Here is a 17,122-nt window from a genome sequence, read left to right as displayed (position 1 = left end):
AAACTTTTTAGTACATTTGTAGGGAAATCAATCGCTGTATGCCTTTGAAAAACCAGGTAATCCAATTCCTGCAGGACTTCAAATTCAAAATGGACTTTTGGGGTCTTATTATCAGGACTGACCGCACCAATGATAAGAATACCAAAACGTTACTGGCCCTTGAATACAACTATACACATGTGCGCCAGGTCCTGAAAGACCTGGAATTAAAAGACTATTCGGAAGGTCCTGTTCAGGATACACTTTATCATATTTCGGCTATGTGGATATTCGGTAAGGTAATCAAGGGACGGGAGGTTTATATCAAGATACAATTGGGACATCCGGAATCAAAGACTATATGTATATCGTTTCATTTCGCAGAACATAAAATGCATTATCCCTTTAAATAATAATTGTATGAAAAGTCCTATTACAGGAAAGCCGATGGAATTGGTAAGGGGGAAAACAACATTGGAATTCCGCAAAGAGCAATTTGAAGTGGTTTATCATTCTTACCGGTGTACCGATTCCGGCGAAGAATTTGAAGATGAGGAATTGGGTAACCTTAATCTTGGGCAGGTATATAATGCCTACCGCGCCAAGCATAAATTGCCCTTTACGGAAGAGATCAAAAATACCCGTAGCCAGTATGACCTGCCCGCCACCACGATGTCAGAGATATTGGGCTTTGGTGTAAACCAGTACAGGTTATATGAAACAGGGGATATCCCCAGCGAAACCAATGCGCGACTGATACAAATGGCCGCCAATCCGGATGAATTTTTGCGTCTGGTAGAATTAAGCGATGCCGTAAAAGACAGGCAAAAAGAGAAGCTGTTAAAACGCATCGCTGAATTAAAACAAGAGAAGACCTCCTGGAAAATAATGCAGGAAAAAATGCTGGGCGTACATATGCCCTGTGAGTTTAACGGGTACAGAAAAACAAGCCCTGAAAAGGCTTATCATATGGTGCGTTATTTTGCTGATAACCTGAAGCCTTTAAAGACTGCGATTAACAAGCTATTGTTTTATGCAGATTTTTATCATTTTAAGAAAACAGGTACCGGCATCAGCGGATTACAATACCGCGCTATACAATGGGGCCCTGTTCCCGGTCAGTTTGATTATTTATTTAAGATGGCTGAGGAACAACGTGTGATCACTCTGAAATATGAGATTTGGGATGGCGATAAAGAAATGGTGATCATTGAACCGGCTACAGACCTGGTATTTCGGGAAGATCTATTCAGTGAGGAGGAAATAAAGAGCATGCAAATTGTACAGGCAAAATTAAAAAGCCTGAAGACAAGCCAATTGGTAGATATCAGTCACCAGGAGCCCGCCTGGAAAGAAAACATAGATGGTAAAAAACTGATCAATTATAATTACGCATTTGATCTGATAGGTGTATAGTCTTGCTACAGCTTCTTCAGCAACTCCTGCGCCTTCACATAATTAGGTGCATCGGCAGGGATCTTTTCCAGCCAGTCTTTGGCAGCATCCTTATTGCCTTCTTTCAGGTAGCTAAGGGCTTCATAGAAAGTAGCTTCATATTTGAAGGCTGATTCACCTTTCACCAGTTGCTCAAAAACAGCCCTGGCCCGTGGCACCTGGTTGCTTTGCATCAATGCCACACCAAAATAGAAGAGCGCGTAACTGTTATCGGGCTGCGTTTGTACCACTTCCGCCAGTAATACGGCGGCCTCCGTAAATTCCTTGTTATTAAAAGCAAGGGTAGCATTTTGTAATACGGAATCAACATGACTCCCCCGCTCCACCTGCGCCACCATTTGGGTAGCAGCATATTTTGCATAGAGATCAGGAGCAAAAGGATTCCACACAAATACCCCGATGATCAGCACTGCCGCCGCCGCTACTGCAACGGTCAGGTAGCGTTTAAACGGCATTACTTTGGCTGTCTGTTGCGCCGGCTGCTGCACAGGCGGTTGTTCAATGGCTGTCTTCGTACCGAAAAACTCCTGCCGCATTTGTTGCAGGGTACCCTGCAATTGCTCCCGCTGCTCATCCTTGCCAAACTGCTGTTGCAAGGAGCTATCCACCTCCCTGTACAAAGCGAGTTGCTGCTGCAGCTCAGCGTCGGTAGCCAGCGCCGCCTCGAAAGCCTGCTGCTCCTCAGCCTCCATCAGGCCATCCGCATAGCGCGCCATATCTTCATAAGTATATTTCATAACTGTAGCTTCTTAGGTTATAAATCCTGATGCTGACGGATCATTTGTACAAGGGATGCCATGCATTCGCTTTTCTTCTTGCGCAGGTAACCATAGGTTACCTTCAACTGCTCAGCGATCTTTTCCTGGTCTTCACCACCCATGCATTTTTTAATGATCTCTTTACAGGTGGCGCCCAGGCGCTCAAAGCATTGCAGAAAAAGCTGCATTTTATCCTGGCTTTGCTTTAATTGCTCGGCCATGGCAAATACATCCTCCCCTATAGATACATCGTCTATATCTTTTGTTACCGGCTGCCGCCCTCTTTTTTTCAGCTCATTAAGCCACTTCCTTTTACATACTATAATAAGGAAAGGCTCAAAGGGACAGGTAAGCTGTAAGCCCTTATTTTTTGCCTGGTTATAAATATCTATTAAAGACTCCTGGAAGATATCGGCGGCATCATCCTCACTGCCGCTGTTGGCCAATATATATTGCCGCACTTTCCCGGCATACCTGCTATAGATCTCCCGCACTGCGAGGGTATCATTTTCCAGCAGGGCCTGTATATATCGCTGGTCGGTATGAATAATGGTGGTTATGGTAAAAAGTTTTATAAGTGAATGATAGCCATAGCACAAACGCCGCTTTACGCCCCTGCCGGTAAAAATAGCCAAAAAATTTTCAACCCAGGGGGGTAACAAAAATTACGACCCGCTGATATACCTGTGAACACGCAAGGGGCGGATGCCGAAAAGCCCAATCAAAGAGTAGGCACTATCACTAAAAATATACTGTTATGAAACGTTCATTATTCGCAGCCACTGTTATAGCTGCTTCCATTGCAACACTGGTTTCCTGTAAGAAAAACAATGATGCTCCGGCCTATGCAAAGGCCGATGATTTCTGGACCTCGCATAAAATACCCACGCAAAGCTTTACCGGCAATGCTGCTACAGGGTTTGCTGTTATCGGTGAAAAAGGCACCAAGGTTAAATTTCCGGCCAATGCATTCGTAGATGGCGGCGGCAATATCGTAAGCGGTAATGTAACCGTTACCCTGAAGGAAGTACTCAGCAAGAAAGACGTATTACTGTCAGGCGTTATGACCGAATCCAATGGCCAGTTGCTGGAATCCGGCGGCGAAATGGAGATCAAGGCTCTTCAGGATGGTAAAAACCTGCGGGTAAACCCCAACCTGGGCGATACCGGCATCCAGGTGGAAGTACCCAAGGTGATGAATAACAGGGATATGGGATTGTTCGTACAGGAAAAACGCGACCAGGGACAAGGCGGTGCAGGTGGCGGCGGTGGCCAGCAACCACAAAATCCTACTACCTGGGTACCTGCTCCTTATTATCCTTTCGGTAATGGCCCCAACAGCTATACTTTCACCCTGCCTGGCTTTACCTGGGTAAACTGCGACCGCCTCTACAGCGATCCCAACCCCAAAACAACCGTTACCGTATTGCCTGCTTTCCAGGATAATAACCAGGTAACAGACCTGCAGGTGATACTGGTTTTCAAAAACATCAGCACCGTGATCACCTTCCCGTTCAACTACAGCATTCAGAAGTTTGAATCTTACCAGAACTCCCTGCCCATTGGGTCACAGGCACACCTGGTATTGATCGGTAAGGACAGTGATGGATTCATACAGTTTGGCACTCAAAGCATTACCATCAGCGCCAATATGCACATTGATGCGCCGATCCACAAGGCCACACAAGCTGAAGTAGATGCTTTCCTGGCTTCCATTCAATAAACAGGCTTATCTCCGGGACTTTTTCAGTCGGTTTACCGTACCTCCGGCGGGTCATCTTAAAAAGGTGGCCCGCTTTTTTTATGTGCATTGAATGTTGTATATTACGATTCACTGATTGCTCACCAAAACATCAAGCTGTATGAACAAAAAAGTAGCGGATATATTACTTCGCAAAGGCAGTAACATCACCACTGTAACACCCGGCACCTCTGTATTGGATGCATTAAGGATCATGGCCGATCAGAACATAGGTTCTGTGATGGTCATGGACAATGGCCAGTACCTGGGCATTATGACTGAGCGTGATTATTCCCGTAAGATCATCCTGAAGGGTAAAAGCTCTACCGATACACCGGTTTCAGAAATCATGTCGTCCGATATTCCCCGGATAACGCCGGCCGATTCCATTGACTATTGTATGCAACTCATGTCGGATAAGAATATCCGTTACCTGCCGGTATTTGAAGCAGAACAGATCATGGGCATCATTTCCATCAATGATGTGGTAAAAGAAACCATCCTCTCCCACGAAGAGACAATTACGCAATTGAAAGATTACCTGCATTCGGCACGATAAACCATTTGCTCTCCAATTACCCCCTGGAGAACCAGAAGCCCTGCTCTGCGGGGCTTTTTGGTAGCGACAAAAAAGGCAGCACCACTGGTACTGCCCTTTTTTTATAATGCATGACAACGGTTTGCTTAGTTTACTTTGATCAGCTTCAACTGTATAGTTTGATCACCCTGGATGATCTTTACAAAATAGACACCTGCATCCAGGTTATCACCAATGCGCACTACCTGGCTGCCAATGATATTGCTGATGTTGGACACGATGCGGCCGGACATGCTGGAGATGGTGATCTGTATCCGGTCTGTACGATTATCGGTTTGAATGTTTAACATAAAGTTGCCTCTGCCGGGATTGTTAGAGATGATCGCCGACAGGCCACTTTCACGCCGTCCTTGCGGACAATCAACTCCATTGCCGTCCCTCCTGTCATGCGGTACGATCACGGTGGTACTACGGCTGAAAGTATCGCCCAGCGGGTCCCTGCAGGTTACTTTGATGGTATATACCCTGCCATTGCCATTACCCGACCGTTCAGCCCTTAGCCTGACATGGTGGTCATCAATAACCTCCCAGTCGGGAGAAGTATTGCCATCACCACTGCCATTGACCGCTTCATTGCTGGTGACAGACAATTCACAGCCTCCAAAGTCCGGACAATTGTCTCCGGCTGTATAATGCACTTTTACATCCCTCATCTTATGATTAGGCGGCCACAACAGGCAGGGATCTGTATGCAGGTTGGCAATGGTTGTACACGAACTGTCGGCCTGTTCTTTCGGCATGATCTGCGCCCTGATCTCACCGCCCGGCAAACCGGTAGTATGAATATTGGAATACCACAGGCCATCCAACAATTGAGTTTCCTGTTCATCGGTGAGCAGATGGGTATTGGCATACCAGCCGGCCTGTACCCCCACCGGGAAACCGGCATGTGCAATAATAACAGGAGCGCTGACACCGGGCGCGCCGGGAGCATGGAAATGCGCTGCTGTCGTATTGGTCATCAACCCGCCGAAAACAATACCATAATAGATCCTGTTACCGGCAGCATCGTACACCCCGAAAATAAGCCCTCTGCCCGGAGAATTATTAGGTGGTACTTCCTGTGAACCGCTGTACTCGTCAATAAAGAAATGCAGGGTATTGGGTATACCCAGCACGATCTGGGCCCTGATCTCACCACCGGGTAACAACGTGGTGTGTATATTGGAATACCACAGACCGGCCATTAACTGTGTCTCCTGTTCATCAGTGAGCACTTCCGTAGCGGCATAGGTCCCTGCAGTAACGCCCACCGGGAATCCGGCATGTGCAATGACCACCGGTGCATTGACACCGGGCGCCGCCGGTGCATGAAAGTGTGCTGCGGTGGTGCCAGCCAATAGCCCACCAAAAGCGATCGTATAATGAAGGGTATTGGTCGCATCATTATAAACGCCGGCAATGGTGCCGATAGCTGGTGATGGATTGGGAGGATTTTCCTGGCTGCCTGAATAAGTAGCGAGAAACGGATGGATGGCAGCATGGGCAATAATTGATACCATCAGTAGCATGGCAGTGCATACCACGCGGGTTTTCATGTAATACTGTCTCATACCGTAAATTTTGAGGTGATTATTTACGGTCCCTCATAAGAATTGAATTATTATGAGTTTAAGGGAGGATGAAGGATAGGAAGAGCTACTATAAAATTATACATTTTTTTAAGATAAAACACACTGTTGTCCATTATTAATCGCACGGTCATTACAAGAATATTGCAACTGTTTGAATACAATCCCTTTCTATTTGACTACTTTAACCGGAAGACCAGCAAGCCTGCATTTACCCCACCGCCTTCATTCAATCATCTTTACGCAATGAATCCCCCAAAGGTTGTCTCATAGGCCGCTCAGCGCCTCCTCTATTTCATACAGCTTTATCCCGTGAGGATAATTCACATAATACAGTTGATCCTCATTCATTCTGTATCCGTTGCTGTACGACTTTTTCGCTATTTCAAGGTATTTCCTTTTCATAGCCGTATTTCCTTCCCGCTGGAACACCAAAGCGAGATAATAATTGCCTTCCGGATGTTGCTTATAGGCATTCAGGCATTTCAACAGGCACTCTTTTGCCAGGACATCTTTCCCCATTTCATAATACAGGATACCCATAAACAATAAGGTATTAAAATGCGGAGGGTCTGCGGGGTGATCATTGGCCTGAATGGAAATATCCTGCTTAAAATTTTGTTCGGCTGCGGAATAATTACCCAGTTCCAGGTTACACAAACCTTCATAAAACTTGTAGGTATGGTCCATGTCATAACCATTGGGTACGAGCTCCTGTGCTTTCTGAAGGTCAATAATAGCGCCTTCATAATCCTTGGTAAACAGGCATTTCAAAAAACCTCTATGCCCCGTATATCTTTTAGGGTTTAATTGAACAGTGATATCATACAATACAAACGCCTTTTCGTACTCACCGTTTTTAATAAAGGGTACCGCTTTTCGCTGATAAACTTCAGCGATTTCAGGACACAGGGCAATTACACTATCACAATACAACTGCCAGGCAGGATCATTGTACATTCCGGGCAGCTTATCTGCCCCATTGGTAATGTATCTTTTAATAAGACTGTCCTGCACGCGCCTGTCGGCACAATCCAAGGGCAGCCTGGGGAGGTTCGATTGTCCGCAGCTATTCAGTACAATGAACAAACAGCTAAGGAATGATATTAATAACTTTCCCATTCTTCATTTTGAACGTTATGAACGCAATGTATTTCCAGGTTTTCCCCGGCACCATCCCCGCCACCCGCCATTTATTAAGTGTTTTTAAATAAGCAAACAGCTCATTGATAAGCGCCTTTTCAAAATGATGGCTTTTATAGTGTTCATCTGTTGCTATCACTTTCACCCTGGGAAGCATATTCCCGGTAGTGTCAATGATAAAGCGAAAGGTGATATATCCGCTGCCGGAATAATTGTTGTTTTGTTTTTCTGTAAATGCCTGGACTTCTTTTAACAGGGTAGCCGAACCGGCAGGGTATTTTCCGCCAACGCTGTAATAATAAGGCAAAGCGCTTCCGTACTCCAGATCGGGGTCGGTGATGGTATCAGCCAACTTACCTTCTTTTATAAGAAAAGTTTGCCCGGAGGAGGGTATCGTATAAAAGAATATGGCCAGTAAAAGTATGTATCGCATAACTGCTTACTGAGGTGGTTCAGGCGCTTTTTCCGTCACTACGGTCAGGTCGCCAATATCAACGGTAATAGGCATCAGGCCAAGTTGTACCACCGCCTTGCGGCCACGTATCTCTTTCACCTCCCCCACCTGGTGGTTCTTTTTCATGAGTACCTTAGTGCCAATGACAACCTCACCTCCCACTTCTTCGTATTTGGAGCCGATCTTCTTCTTTACTTTCTCATTCACCTGCTTCTGGTTCTGGCCAAACAGCAAGGCATGCAATTGCTTCATCAGGTCGCGCTTATCCTCCTGGCTCGATGCTTTGCGCCAGTCCAGTATGATCTGCTTCAGCTTGCGTTCCATATCCCGCAGGTAGGCAATGCGTTCTTCCGTCACCTTATTCTGGTGCTTCAGCAACTCCACCTGCTGGTAATGCCGCTCTTTGTCAATCAGCGCTTCCATGTCCTTCTTCATCCGCTCGTTTTCCTTCAGCAGTTTGTGCAGTTCCTTTTCTTTCTTTTCTATCTCGCGCAGGTCCTGTTCCGTACGGTTCAGCAGTTTATCCAGGCGGAAATGATCTTCCTCTACCAGTTGCCGCGCACGGGCAATGAGTGCAGGAGGCAGCCCGATGCGCTCCGCAATGGAAAACGTATAGGAGCTTCCCGGCTTGCCAATAATGAGCTTATACATGGGCAACAGGTTCTTTTCATCAAAGGCCATGGCGCCATTGATAATGCCCGGTGTTTTATTGGCCATCACCTTCAGGTTGAGGTAGTGCGTGGTGACAATGCCCATGGAATGCTTGCGCACCATCTCTTCCAGGATCACTTCCGCAAAAGCGCCGCCCAGGTTGGGATCACTACCACTACCCAGCTCATCAATGAAGAACAGGGTCTTGCCATTGGCCACCTCCATAAAGTGTTTCATATTCCTGAGGTGCGAGCTATAGGTACTCAGTTCAAATTCCAGGCTTTGTGTATCGCCGATATGGATCATGATCTGCTTAAAAATGCCAAACTCCGAGGTCGGATGTACCGGCACCAGCAAACCACTTTGCAGCATCAGTTGCAGCAGTCCCACCGTTTTCAGGGTAACCGTTTTACCACCGGCATTGGGACCGGAAATCACCAGTATGCGGTTCTTCTCATCGAGGGTCAATTGCACCGGCATCGTGGGTTTGCCGGAACGCTTGTTGTACAGGTACAGCAAAGGATGGTAGGCCTGTACCAGGTGTACATGCGCCTTATCACTGAGGATGGGGAAATTGCCATTCACATCCACCGCCAGCTTGGCCTTGGCGCGGATGAAATCATATTCGCCCAGGATATCGTGGTAAGCCTTCAGCAGGGGTGCATAAATGGACAGTTTGGCTGTCAGTTCCCGCAGGATACGGTATACCTCCCGGCTTTCTTCATTTTCCAGGGAGAAAATATCATTATTCAGTTCTATTGTCTCTTCCGGCTCAATAAAAGCGGTTTTCCGGGTGTCGCTTTCCCCATGCAGGATACCTTTCACCTGCCTTTTCTGCTCGGCATACACCGCCACTACCCGGCGGCCATTGAGAAAAGCTTCTTCAATATCGGCTGCATGGCCGGCCTTCACCAGTTTTTGCACGATGCGGTCGAACAGGCGGCGCAACTCATTGCGGCGTTTATAGAGACTTAGCCGGATGCGGCTCAGCTCTTCCGAGGCATTGTCTTTCACATTACCATTCTCATCCAGCACCTCATCAATCAGTGCTAAAATGGCTTTTTCATAATAGGTGTCTGCAATTACCTTCGAAAGGGCGGGATAAGCGGTTCGCCGCTCGGTGTCGAACCACCGGAAAATGCTCTGCAGGCTTTCTGCCAGTTTGCGTACCAGCATGAGCTGTTCGCCCGACAGTACAGCGCCGGGAATGCCAATCAGCTTCAGCTCCCTGGACAAATTCAGGGTATGGTCGTTGGGGAAATACTGGCCATGCTGTACCAACAGTTTATATTCATGGCTCTGCTGCAGTTCCAGGTCAATATAGTCTTTGCGGGTATGTATCCGCAGGTCATGCGCTTTTTCTTTGGCATACAGGGTTTTACAATGCTCTTCCAGTAAAGTCTTCACCTTCTCGAATTCCAGTTGTACCAATGCCGACTCGGGAAAAAATTTCATAGTTATTTATTCGCTGATATCCACTTATTTTTATGAGGTGCAAAGGTAAGAAGAGTTTCGGGTTTGTGGTTTGGCGTTTCGGGTTGCTACCGCGCTTCGCCAGTCGCTGATTAATAACCATTTTCTACTACTTTTTGCATCATCGGTTTTCCGGAATTTCGACCTTTCCGTCTTCCGGGATTTCCAATTTCCGTACTTAACTGTTAACTGAATGGTAAAAGCAGCTTCCTGTCGGCCAGGCTGCAAACCTAAATGCGTTGGATTGCGTTTATACTGGTGTAAATCCAATAGCAGCATGGCTGATTTAACAAAACGAAGTAGTATGAGACTGATGTTTACAACAACATTCATTTCGATGGTCACCCTGCTCTCCTGTGCAGTACGAGAAAATTCATCAAAATATATGACAAACAGCTTAACCGCTCCCGCGACGGGAGAAACGGCCCTGCAAACAGACACCGCTACCTTTGGCACCGGTTGTTTCTGGTGTACAGAGGCTATTTTCCAGCAACTGGACGGCGTATTGAAAGTATCCTCCGGCTACAGTGGCGGACATGTTAAAAATCCAACTTATAAAGAAGTATGCGAAGGCACTACCGGGCATGCCGAGTGTGTGGAAATTGTGTATGATCCCCAAAAGATCAGCTTCGATGAGTTACTGGAAGTATTCTGGCAAACCCACGATCCTACCACCCTCAACCGGCAGGGCAATGATGTGGGCACGCAATACCGCAGCGCCATCTTTTACCACAATGCGGAGCAAAAGGCCAGGGCAGAGAAATACAAAGCCGAACTGGACAAGAGCGGCGCCTGGGACAAACCCATTGTAACAGAGATCACGCCTGCCTCTACTTTCTATGTGGCAGAGAACTACCACCAGGATTATTATAACAACAATGGCTCCGCACCTTATTGCTACTATGTTATCCGTCCCAAACTGGAGAAGTTTGAGAAAGTGTTCAAGAACAAGATGAAGAAAGCGCAGTAAGAAGGCAACGAGGCAGCAAGGCATTGAGGCAACGAGAAAGAAAATAACATTAATTGGGAATAATGTACACAGCCGCATCTTGTAAGGGGTGCGGCTTTTTTATGCTTAACCAATAAGACTGGCGTTGGCCGGCTTTTTGCTCTTTCAATCTTTGCCACTATATACTTCCTTCTGAGTATTTGCTTCTACAAATTTTATAGCCCCACAAATCTGTCAATCGCCTTAACCAGCGCCTGCAACAACCTTTCCATTGCGTTAACCGTATTCTTAGTTGCTTCCATCCATATGTTGTTGTGAACGGCCCCTCCCCATTTATTCAAGGCTATATTTTACCCGTCATGAACGTTACTCACTAAACCACGCCCTGCTTCCCTGCACCGGAAGAATGTTAGGCGAAAGCATGCCCAACAGTTGACCGGCCTTGCTGTGTTGGCTGTGGGGGGATTGTTTAATCATCAAAATACCATTGTTATGAAGTACACACCAACTAACGATGCCTGCTGTTCCGCCAGGAGGTTTGCAGCATTATGCGCAGTCGTATGGCTACTCATACTACCAGGTTGCAGGAAATTTGATCCACCTGGCCACCAAAGGGCAGTGGATATAAAAGAAATAGCGAGCGACTTTGTGTCCCCCATACAATTAGTGGCTGTTCCGGACGACAGCAAACGCTTATTTGTCATTGACCAGGTTGGAAAGATCTGGATCATTGACAAAGACGGCCATAAACTATCTACTCCTTTTATGGATGTAAGCAGTAAGCTGGTAACCCTGAATCCCGGTTTCGATGAACGGGGATTATTGGGGTTGGCTTTTCATCCGGACTACAAAAAGAACCAGCGTTTCTATATTTATTACCAGCTTCCGCCACGTGCAGGCGGGCCGGCGCCGGATGCTTTATGGGACAATCTCAGCCGTATCGCTGAATTCAAAGCATCTGCCGCCCCAAACATAGCAGATCTCAATTCTGAAAAAGTCATATTGGAATGGGATGATCCGCAATTTAATCACAATGGCGGAACGCTGGCTTTTGGCCCTGATGGATACCTGTATATTTCCATTGGCGATGGAGGCAGTTCCAATGACACGGCTGTAGGCCATGTGGAAGACTGGTATCCTGACAATAAAGGCGGCAATGGCCAGGATATCGAAGCCAATTTACTGGGCGATGTATTACGCATTGATGTGAATACCGGCACGCCGTATGGCATTCCTCCCGATAACCCATTTGTCAATAAGCCGGGCCGGGATGAAATTTATGCCTATGGTTTTCGTAATCCCTACCGGTTCTCCTTTGATATGGGCGGATCACATCAGCTAATTCTGGGAGATGCGGGACAGTTATTGTGGGAAGAGATCGATGTAGTGACCAAAGGAGGCAACTATGGCTGGAATGTGAAAGAAGGCAGGCATTGCTTCAATGCAGCCAGCAGTCTGGAGGTGTTACCTTCCTGTCCGTTAGTGGACAACCTGGGCAATCCATTGATCGATCCTGTGATAGAAATTAACAACTGGCAAAATCCGGCCGGCGGCAAGGCTACCACTGTTATTGGCGGACACGTTTACCGTGGCCATGATATCAATGGCTGGAATGGTAAATACATCTTTGGCACATTTTCTCAATCATTTACTACCACGGACGGAGAGCTTTTTGCTGCGACGCCTGCCGGTAGTGCATGGACTTACCAGGAAGTTTCGTTGAAGAGCCATCCCGACGATATAGGCTATTACCTGAGAGGATTTGGGCAGGACACTAAAGGGGAAATATACCTCACCGTATCTTCTATGCTGGGCCCGCAGGGCAATACCGGCAAAGTCCTTAAACTCATAGAAGTAAAAGCGGACAAGGAGGATGATGATAACAGGCAGGGAAATAAGTAATCACGCATGCAGCAAGCCGTTACAACAACATACATAATTATACCGGCCGCATCTCATGAGATGCGGTTTTTTAATTCTCAATCTAATGCTTTTCTTACCGCTTCTATTTTTTTTTCAAACTCTTTAGATGCTAAAGAGCCTGTGGGAACATCCAACCATTGAAGTAAATTCATTAGATCATTATTTACATCTATTAATATATTAACATCGGTAGACTTAGTCGCAGGGGGAATCCTATAATGAAATAATTGATTTCGAAGCTCTTTTACCTTGCTTAATTGCTTGTATAACTCCTTTCGTTTAATATCTGGGGGTAGTTTAGGGAAAATCAATATTGGTACTCCTTTCAATTCTTTGTAAAGGTTTCGATTAAAAAACTCTACCCAGATGCCCAATCCAGATTCAACCAATAACCCTTTATCTTTTAATACAAATCCTTTGGGCTTCCGTCGTAAAATAACATCGGCCTCTAGCTTAAAAACAGTATCATTTTTCGATGAATTAAGCTGGTCATCGAACCAACTTTCCCCTAATCTTTGTTTTACTAAGTAATACAGCCGGTTTTTTAAGGTGGTTTCCAAAAGATAATATTTAGGATAGAAAGTAGCATATAAACCCAGGCTTAGATGTAAGAGCTTATTATTTTTCTCCTTCTTTTTTTTACTATTTTGAGGCTTTGGTTTGTCCATAATATTTGTATATTTGCATCAACACACACGGCTTAGTAACTCCTCTTACATATGTAATGAAACTAAGCCTTTTTTATTATACTTACAGGTCCTGAGCTATGTCTGCTTCTATCAGCATAATAATCTCCTTTTAAAACAGTTATTGCACCGTTCGGCTGATTCATTACCCTGGTCATGCCATAATGCATATACTCATTTTCTGCAAATTCAGGTTTTCGTTGAGAAAGGTACTCCCACTTCAGCGTGAAAGATTTAGAAGTATGAACTTCTATACCAGCCATTATTGATTGACCAATAGCCTTTTCCCCATCCATAAAAATGTATATTTTACTCCAACTCTGTGTAATGGTAAGCACTCCCTCGTATTCGGTAGCATAACTATCTCGTGACGACTTCATTAAAATTGTCCATGTTCCATTAAGATTGGGTGTACTCAAACATTGATTTATCAGAGGCAATTTCCAAATAAGTTGATCAAATATCCAGTAAAATCCACCAAATATGGCAAAAACTGAAGGAATAGGTACCCAGGATGGTAAACATAAATTGTTCTTTACTATCAACATGATGGCAATACTTAAAATCCCTAAAATGCCAATGACTGTTTTACGCTCGTCTGAGTTGATGCTATAGGTATGCATTTAACTTAATTATTTAGAGAGATGTCCTCTATAGGAACATCGTCTGGCCATTGTACAATGGTCTCATTGAAGTGGTTGGGATATTTATTTTGCTGTTAAGAGAAACAGAGCAAATAAATTTAAATGCGAGAGACGTATCAAATATAAATAATTTACTAATTATATAAACCATTTTCACGGTGTGGCATAATGTCAAGGAAGCGTTATTTCGGTTGCCCAGGTTAATGTGTGGCATTGCATTGAGTGAATCCAACTGAATGGCTTCCTGGAAGACCGTTGCCGCTTTTTTAAATCTTTTGGCCGCGGAAAGAAAAATGCCGTACTCGTAAAGGACGTAAGGTAGGATTTACCTGTATTAGTCCCAACTGTACCATAACGACCAATCAGGCACCAAATCTAATCATTTCCCCCTAGGGATTTTTTCATTGACAGAGCATTAACAGCATACCACCATTTGAGCTGATTCTATGTGCTAACCGGTTTAGCTTTCGCTTATATTTGCGCTGAAACAAATACAATAAACTTGTTATTGCATCCTACTAATAAATAGCGTATAATAGCGGGCGCAAAACGGTATCTCGCCTACGAACAACCTAAGCATTTTATGCCGGAAAAAGTATTGACCATTATCCGAAAAACCAAATTGATCATCAGGATTACATTGACCATCGTAATTATCTGCCTGCTGACATCTTCTTTGCTCATTTGCTTCTGGGGTGACAAAATACAGAATATTTATCCGGAGGAAATCATCCTTCCATTTATCCTGTTCTTTATCTGGCATTCCATAATAGGAGGCATCTGGGCAGCATTTCTTTCGATAATTATTTTAATAATTATCGCCTTCATTTACAAGGCAAAACACATCCAGATTTGGAACGCTTTCAAACGGGAAGTGTTTTTAGTATTGGGAATTTTCGGAAGTTTATTTGTTTTGTATCTGTGTACTTCAGCCATTAACTAAACTGGCCTATATTTAATGCATGACCGAATTTGAAATTACAGACAATGCATATATAACATTGGAATACGGGCAGCAACTATCCATAAAACCACGTATACTATTAGATTGCTTACAAGTCCTGATCACTGCCAGCCAAAGTACAGCAGCAATGGACAAGGAAATGTCGGAAGTCATTGGCAGTACTGAAGACTGGCTGCACCTGACCAGCACTGACTCATTAGGGTTTGATCCTTCCACCCGGTTACTGAAAATAGTCGCCTTGTATTATCCGGAAGACAATAAGGTTCCTGACAATTTACAGCTACTACAGGAAGCAGAGAAAATAGCGGGCCTGCCCAGGCTGAGGGAGCATTCCGGCCTATTTGCGCTCGAGCCATTTCCCTACAGGTACTATCATATGGAAGGCAACCTGTTGCTCTGTTTCAATGAAACATTTACGTTGGCCGGCCGGCTGCAAGAGGTGGTTGTATCCAATGACCTTTCGTTGTTTTTTAGAAATAACCGCTACTGTGCCTGGGGATTATATCATCCTGAAATCCGCCTCACTGACCGCATCGCAGCAGAAACTGATCATTTATCCAATGACTTTCTGAAAGCCTCTTTACGGGATGCTTTTGACCTCATTAAGGATGAAACGGTGAACAAGATGAGTAAACATGATCCGGATTCTCTTCAACAGATAGCTGCTCTGTATAACCGGATAGCCGTCTATACCGCCCCAAACAGGCCGCTGACCGTTTTGAAAGAGTGGCTGTTTGAACTGGCAGATAAGTTTTACCCGAAAAAAATGGTCAGCGGTTTATTTGAAGGAAAAACATAACTGTATTAAACTGCAAAGAATCCGGTCAACGCTTTGCTTACTACCTCAGGAATTTCTTCCATTAAAAAATGGCCCGACTCAATAGCCATTCCCTGCCAAACAATCCTGTGGAAGGTAATGGTACTAAAAAAACAACCAAAGCAAGCACTAATTAACACACTTTAATCAAATACATTGAAACCAACCTTTACAATAACACCGGCAATCAAAACCATAAGCGAAAAGAAATTAGTCGGCAACCGGCTGCCAATGAGCTTAGCCAACAATAAAACAGCCGAACTTTGGAAAGGCTTTACACCCAGGCGTAAAGAAATAACCAACAACCTGACCACCGACCTCATTTCCATGCAGGTTTATCCAGCAACCTATTTTGCCAGCTTTATACCCACCAATGAATTTGAAAAATGGGCCACTGTTGAAGTAGCGGATTTTGACAAAATACCAACCGGCATGGAAGCATTCATACTGCCTGGTGGACTGTATGCAGTATTTGACTATAAAGGATCAGCCAACGACCCCGGCATTTTCCAATACATCTTCACAACCTGGCTACCTAACTCCAATTATACTTTAGACAACAGGCCACACTTTGAGGTACTGGGCGAAAAATACAAAGGCAATGACCCAACCTCAGAAGAAGAGATTTGGATACCCATAAAACCAAGAGATCACTGACATCAAACAAAGTAAAAGCTGGCGGCACAATCTTAGACATAGGCTGCTGCGGGGAAACAAGCCTTACCGCCAACTATACATTGCCACAAAAAACAACACTCCCTTCGGAGTGAATCAGTCCCATCTGTCAATGAAATTGACACTTCCAGCCACTCCTTATACGACAACCATCCCAAATGGTAAGCTTACTGCAGGCTAATGCGCTGGGTATTGTCTGAGCATGGTCAGGGAATGCTCTAAGACTGCGCTGGAATAGTACTGTGTATAGAGCATTCCAGTGCTATCTCAGTACTATCCCAGTACTATCGTAATGCTATCTCAGCGCAATTCACTAGCCTTCTGATATAATGAGAATACGTTTACCTGCCTTTTGGGCCGCTGCCGGGTGGGCGCTACTAGGCGTCTGGTGGGGAGGAAATGGGGAGTTAGTATGGAGTTAGGAGGGAGTTACCTACGACTTATATCGCTATAAGGTCGCTGTAACACCGCTGTAAGCTCGCTGTAAGTCCGCTATGAGGCCGCTGTAAGATCGCTGAAACATCGTTGCAAGTACGCTGTAAGGAGGTGTTAAAACAGCTAAAAGATAATATTTTATTACATCCAGTTGTTATATCTGTTCGCATAGGGATATAACCATCCCCTGTTTTATTGTTCGTCTT

The 17,122-nt window shown here is 45.1% G+C and carries 16 protein-coding genes; 8 read left to right on the top strand and 8 right to left on the bottom strand.

Going from position 1 to position 17,122, the window contains the following annotated elements; genetic code table 11:
• Positions 1 to 38: 38 nt before the first annotated feature.
• Together HB364_RS17195 and HB364_RS17190 are read left to right on the top strand one after the other, a co-directional pair.
• Positions 39 to 392 carry a type II toxin-antitoxin system MqsR family toxin gene (locus HB364_RS17195; RefSeq protein WP_167289444.1) on the top strand — a complete coding sequence of 118 codons (354 nt, stop codon included), beginning with the start codon at positions 39 to 41 and terminating at the stop codon, positions 390 to 392.
• 7 nt (positions 393 to 399) lie between these two features.
• Positions 400 to 1,395, top strand: a complete 996-nt coding sequence (locus HB364_RS17190; RefSeq protein ID WP_167289443.1) for a type II toxin-antitoxin system antitoxin SocA domain-containing protein — start codon at positions 400 to 402, stop codon at positions 1,393 to 1,395.
• Positions 1,396 to 1,400: 5 nt separating this feature from the next.
• On the opposite strand, the gene HB364_RS17185 is transcribed toward HB364_RS17190, so the two are convergent.
• Together HB364_RS17185 and HB364_RS17180 are read right to left on the bottom strand one after the other, a co-directional pair.
• Entirely contained in the window at positions 1,401 to 2,171 is a 771-nt protein-coding gene (locus tag HB364_RS17185) for a tetratricopeptide repeat protein (protein WP_167289442.1), read from the bottom strand.
• A gap of 17 nt (positions 2,172 to 2,188) precedes the next feature.
• Complete coding sequence (locus tag HB364_RS17180) at positions 2,189 to 2,827, bottom strand: RNA polymerase sigma factor (protein ID WP_246228514.1); 639 nt, start codon at positions 2,825 to 2,827, stop codon at positions 2,189 to 2,191.
• 122 nt (positions 2,828 to 2,949) lie between these two features.
• On the opposite strand from HB364_RS17180, the gene HB364_RS17175 reads away from it, so the two are divergent.
• Positions 2,950 to 3,915: a hypothetical protein gene (locus HB364_RS17175; RefSeq protein WP_167289441.1), complete on the top strand. Its 966-nt coding sequence runs from the start codon at positions 2,950 to 2,952 to the stop codon at positions 3,913 to 3,915.
• A gap of 139 nt (positions 3,916 to 4,054) precedes the next feature.
• Positions 4,055 to 4,492: a CBS domain-containing protein gene (locus tag HB364_RS17170; protein WP_167289440.1), complete on the top strand. Its 438-nt coding sequence runs from the start codon at positions 4,055 to 4,057 to the stop codon at positions 4,490 to 4,492.
• Between the two features lie 125 nt (positions 4,493 to 4,617).
• Here the strand turns inward: HB364_RS17170 and HB364_RS17165 are convergent, their stop codons facing one another.
• From HB364_RS17165 to HB364_RS17150, 4 genes are all read right to left on the bottom strand, one after another.
• Positions 4,618 to 6,084 carry a CHRD domain-containing protein gene (locus tag HB364_RS17165; protein ID WP_167289439.1) on the bottom strand — a complete coding sequence of 489 codons (1,467 nt, stop codon included), beginning with the start codon at positions 6,082 to 6,084 and terminating at the stop codon, positions 4,618 to 4,620.
• A gap of 285 nt (positions 6,085 to 6,369) precedes the next feature.
• Positions 6,370 to 7,224 carry a tetratricopeptide repeat protein gene (locus HB364_RS17160; RefSeq protein WP_167289438.1) on the bottom strand — a complete coding sequence of 285 codons (855 nt, stop codon included), beginning with the start codon at positions 7,222 to 7,224 and terminating at the stop codon, positions 6,370 to 6,372.
• Positions 7,196 to 7,678 carry a hypothetical protein gene (locus HB364_RS17155; protein ID WP_167289437.1) on the bottom strand — a complete coding sequence of 161 codons (483 nt, stop codon included), beginning with the start codon at positions 7,676 to 7,678 and terminating at the stop codon, positions 7,196 to 7,198. Before HB364_RS17155 ends, HB364_RS17160 begins: the two co-directional genes overlap by 29 nt.
• A gap of 6 nt (positions 7,679 to 7,684) precedes the next feature.
• Positions 7,685 to 9,805 (bottom strand): endonuclease MutS2, encoded by a 2,121-nt coding sequence (locus tag HB364_RS17150; protein WP_167289436.1) that lies wholly within the window; start codon positions 9,803 to 9,805, stop codon positions 7,685 to 7,687.
• A gap of 403 nt (positions 9,806 to 10,208) precedes the next feature.
• Here HB364_RS17150 and msrA point away from each other — a divergent pair, with 403 nt between their 5' ends.
• Both msrA and HB364_RS17140 read left to right on the top strand, forming a co-directional pair.
• Entirely contained in the window at positions 10,209 to 10,793 is a 585-nt protein-coding gene (gene msrA / locus HB364_RS17145; protein ID WP_246228513.1) for a peptide-methionine (S)-S-oxide reductase MsrA, read from the top strand.
• 471 nt (positions 10,794 to 11,264) lie between these two features.
• A complete protein-coding gene (locus tag HB364_RS17140) occupies positions 11,265 to 12,674 on the top strand; it encodes a PQQ-dependent sugar dehydrogenase (RefSeq protein ID WP_167289434.1) in 1,410 nt (469 codons plus the stop codon).
• A 77-nt stretch (positions 12,675 to 12,751) separates the two neighbouring features.
• Here the strand turns inward: HB364_RS17140 and HB364_RS17135 are convergent, their stop codons facing one another.
• Together HB364_RS17135 and HB364_RS17130 are read right to left on the bottom strand one after the other, a co-directional pair.
• Complete coding sequence (locus tag HB364_RS17135) at positions 12,752 to 13,363, bottom strand: hypothetical protein (protein WP_167289433.1); 612 nt, start codon at positions 13,361 to 13,363, stop codon at positions 12,752 to 12,754.
• Positions 13,364 to 13,425: 62 nt separating this feature from the next.
• The gene (locus HB364_RS17130; RefSeq protein WP_167289432.1) at positions 13,426 to 14,004 is read right to left on the bottom strand and encodes a Cap15 family cyclic dinucleotide receptor domain-containing protein; all 579 of its coding nucleotides are present in this window, start codon (positions 14,002 to 14,004) and stop codon (positions 13,426 to 13,428) included.
• A gap of 983 nt (positions 14,005 to 14,987) precedes the next feature.
• Here HB364_RS17130 and HB364_RS17125 point away from each other — a divergent pair.
• Both HB364_RS17125 and HB364_RS17120 read left to right on the top strand, forming a co-directional pair.
• Complete coding sequence (locus HB364_RS17125) at positions 14,988 to 15,788, top strand: hypothetical protein (protein WP_167289431.1); 801 nt, start codon at positions 14,988 to 14,990, stop codon at positions 15,786 to 15,788.
• A gap of 174 nt (positions 15,789 to 15,962) precedes the next feature.
• Positions 15,963 to 16,463, top strand: coding sequence for a GyrI-like domain-containing protein (locus HB364_RS17120; protein WP_208419980.1), 501 nt, complete (start codon positions 15,963 to 15,965; stop codon positions 16,461 to 16,463).
• Positions 16,464 to 17,122 lie beyond the last annotated feature (659 nt).

Origin of the sequence: Paraflavitalea devenefica (genome assembly GCF_011759375.1) — a bacterium.
Lineage (GTDB): Bacteria > Bacteroidota > Bacteroidia > Chitinophagales > Chitinophagaceae > Paraflavitalea > Paraflavitalea devenefica.
The sequence above is the reverse complement of the archived record's forward strand: the minus strand, read 5'-3'. Positions and strand labels throughout refer to the sequence as shown.

Excerpts from the sequence above, each read along its gene's own strand:
- HB364_RS17125 (WP_167289431.1), top strand. The coding sequence starts at position 14,988 with ATGACCGAATTTGAAATTACAGACAATGCATATATAACATTGGAATAC.
- HB364_RS17185 (WP_167289442.1), bottom strand. The coding sequence starts at position 2,171 with ATGAAATATACTTATGAAGATATGGCGCGCTATGCGGATGGCCTGATG.
- HB364_RS17175 (WP_167289441.1), top strand. The coding sequence starts at position 2,950 with ATGAAACGTTCATTATTCGCAGCCACTGTTATAGCTGCTTCCATTGCA.
- HB364_RS17160 (WP_167289438.1), bottom strand. The coding sequence starts at position 7,224 with ATGGGAAAGTTATTAATATCATTCCTTAGCTGTTTGTTCATTGTACTG.
- HB364_RS17190 (WP_167289443.1), top strand. The coding sequence starts at position 400 with ATGAAAAGTCCTATTACAGGAAAGCCGATGGAATTGGTAAGGGGGAAA.
- HB364_RS17165 (WP_167289439.1), bottom strand. The coding sequence starts at position 6,084 with ATGAGACAGTATTACATGAAAACCCGCGTGGTATGCACTGCCATGCTA.
- msrA (WP_246228513.1), top strand. The coding sequence starts at position 10,209 with ATGACAAACAGCTTAACCGCTCCCGCGACGGGAGAAACGGCCCTGCAA.
- HB364_RS17170 (WP_167289440.1), top strand. The coding sequence starts at position 4,055 with ATGAACAAAAAAGTAGCGGATATATTACTTCGCAAAGGCAGTAACATC.
- HB364_RS17130 (WP_167289432.1), bottom strand. The coding sequence starts at position 14,004 with ATGCATACCTATAGCATCAACTCAGACGAGCGTAAAACAGTCATTGGC.
- HB364_RS17135 (WP_167289433.1), bottom strand. The coding sequence starts at position 13,363 with ATGGACAAACCAAAGCCTCAAAATAGTAAAAAAAAGAAGGAGAAAAAT.
- HB364_RS17195 (WP_167289444.1), top strand. The coding sequence starts at position 39 with ATGCCTTTGAAAAACCAGGTAATCCAATTCCTGCAGGACTTCAAATTC.
- HB364_RS17150 (WP_167289436.1), bottom strand. The coding sequence starts at position 9,805 with ATGAAATTTTTTCCCGAGTCGGCATTGGTACAACTGGAATTCGAGAAG.
- HB364_RS17140 (WP_167289434.1), top strand. The coding sequence starts at position 11,265 with ATGAAGTACACACCAACTAACGATGCCTGCTGTTCCGCCAGGAGGTTT.
- HB364_RS17155 (WP_167289437.1), bottom strand. The coding sequence starts at position 7,678 with ATGCGATACATACTTTTACTGGCCATATTCTTTTATACGATACCCTCC.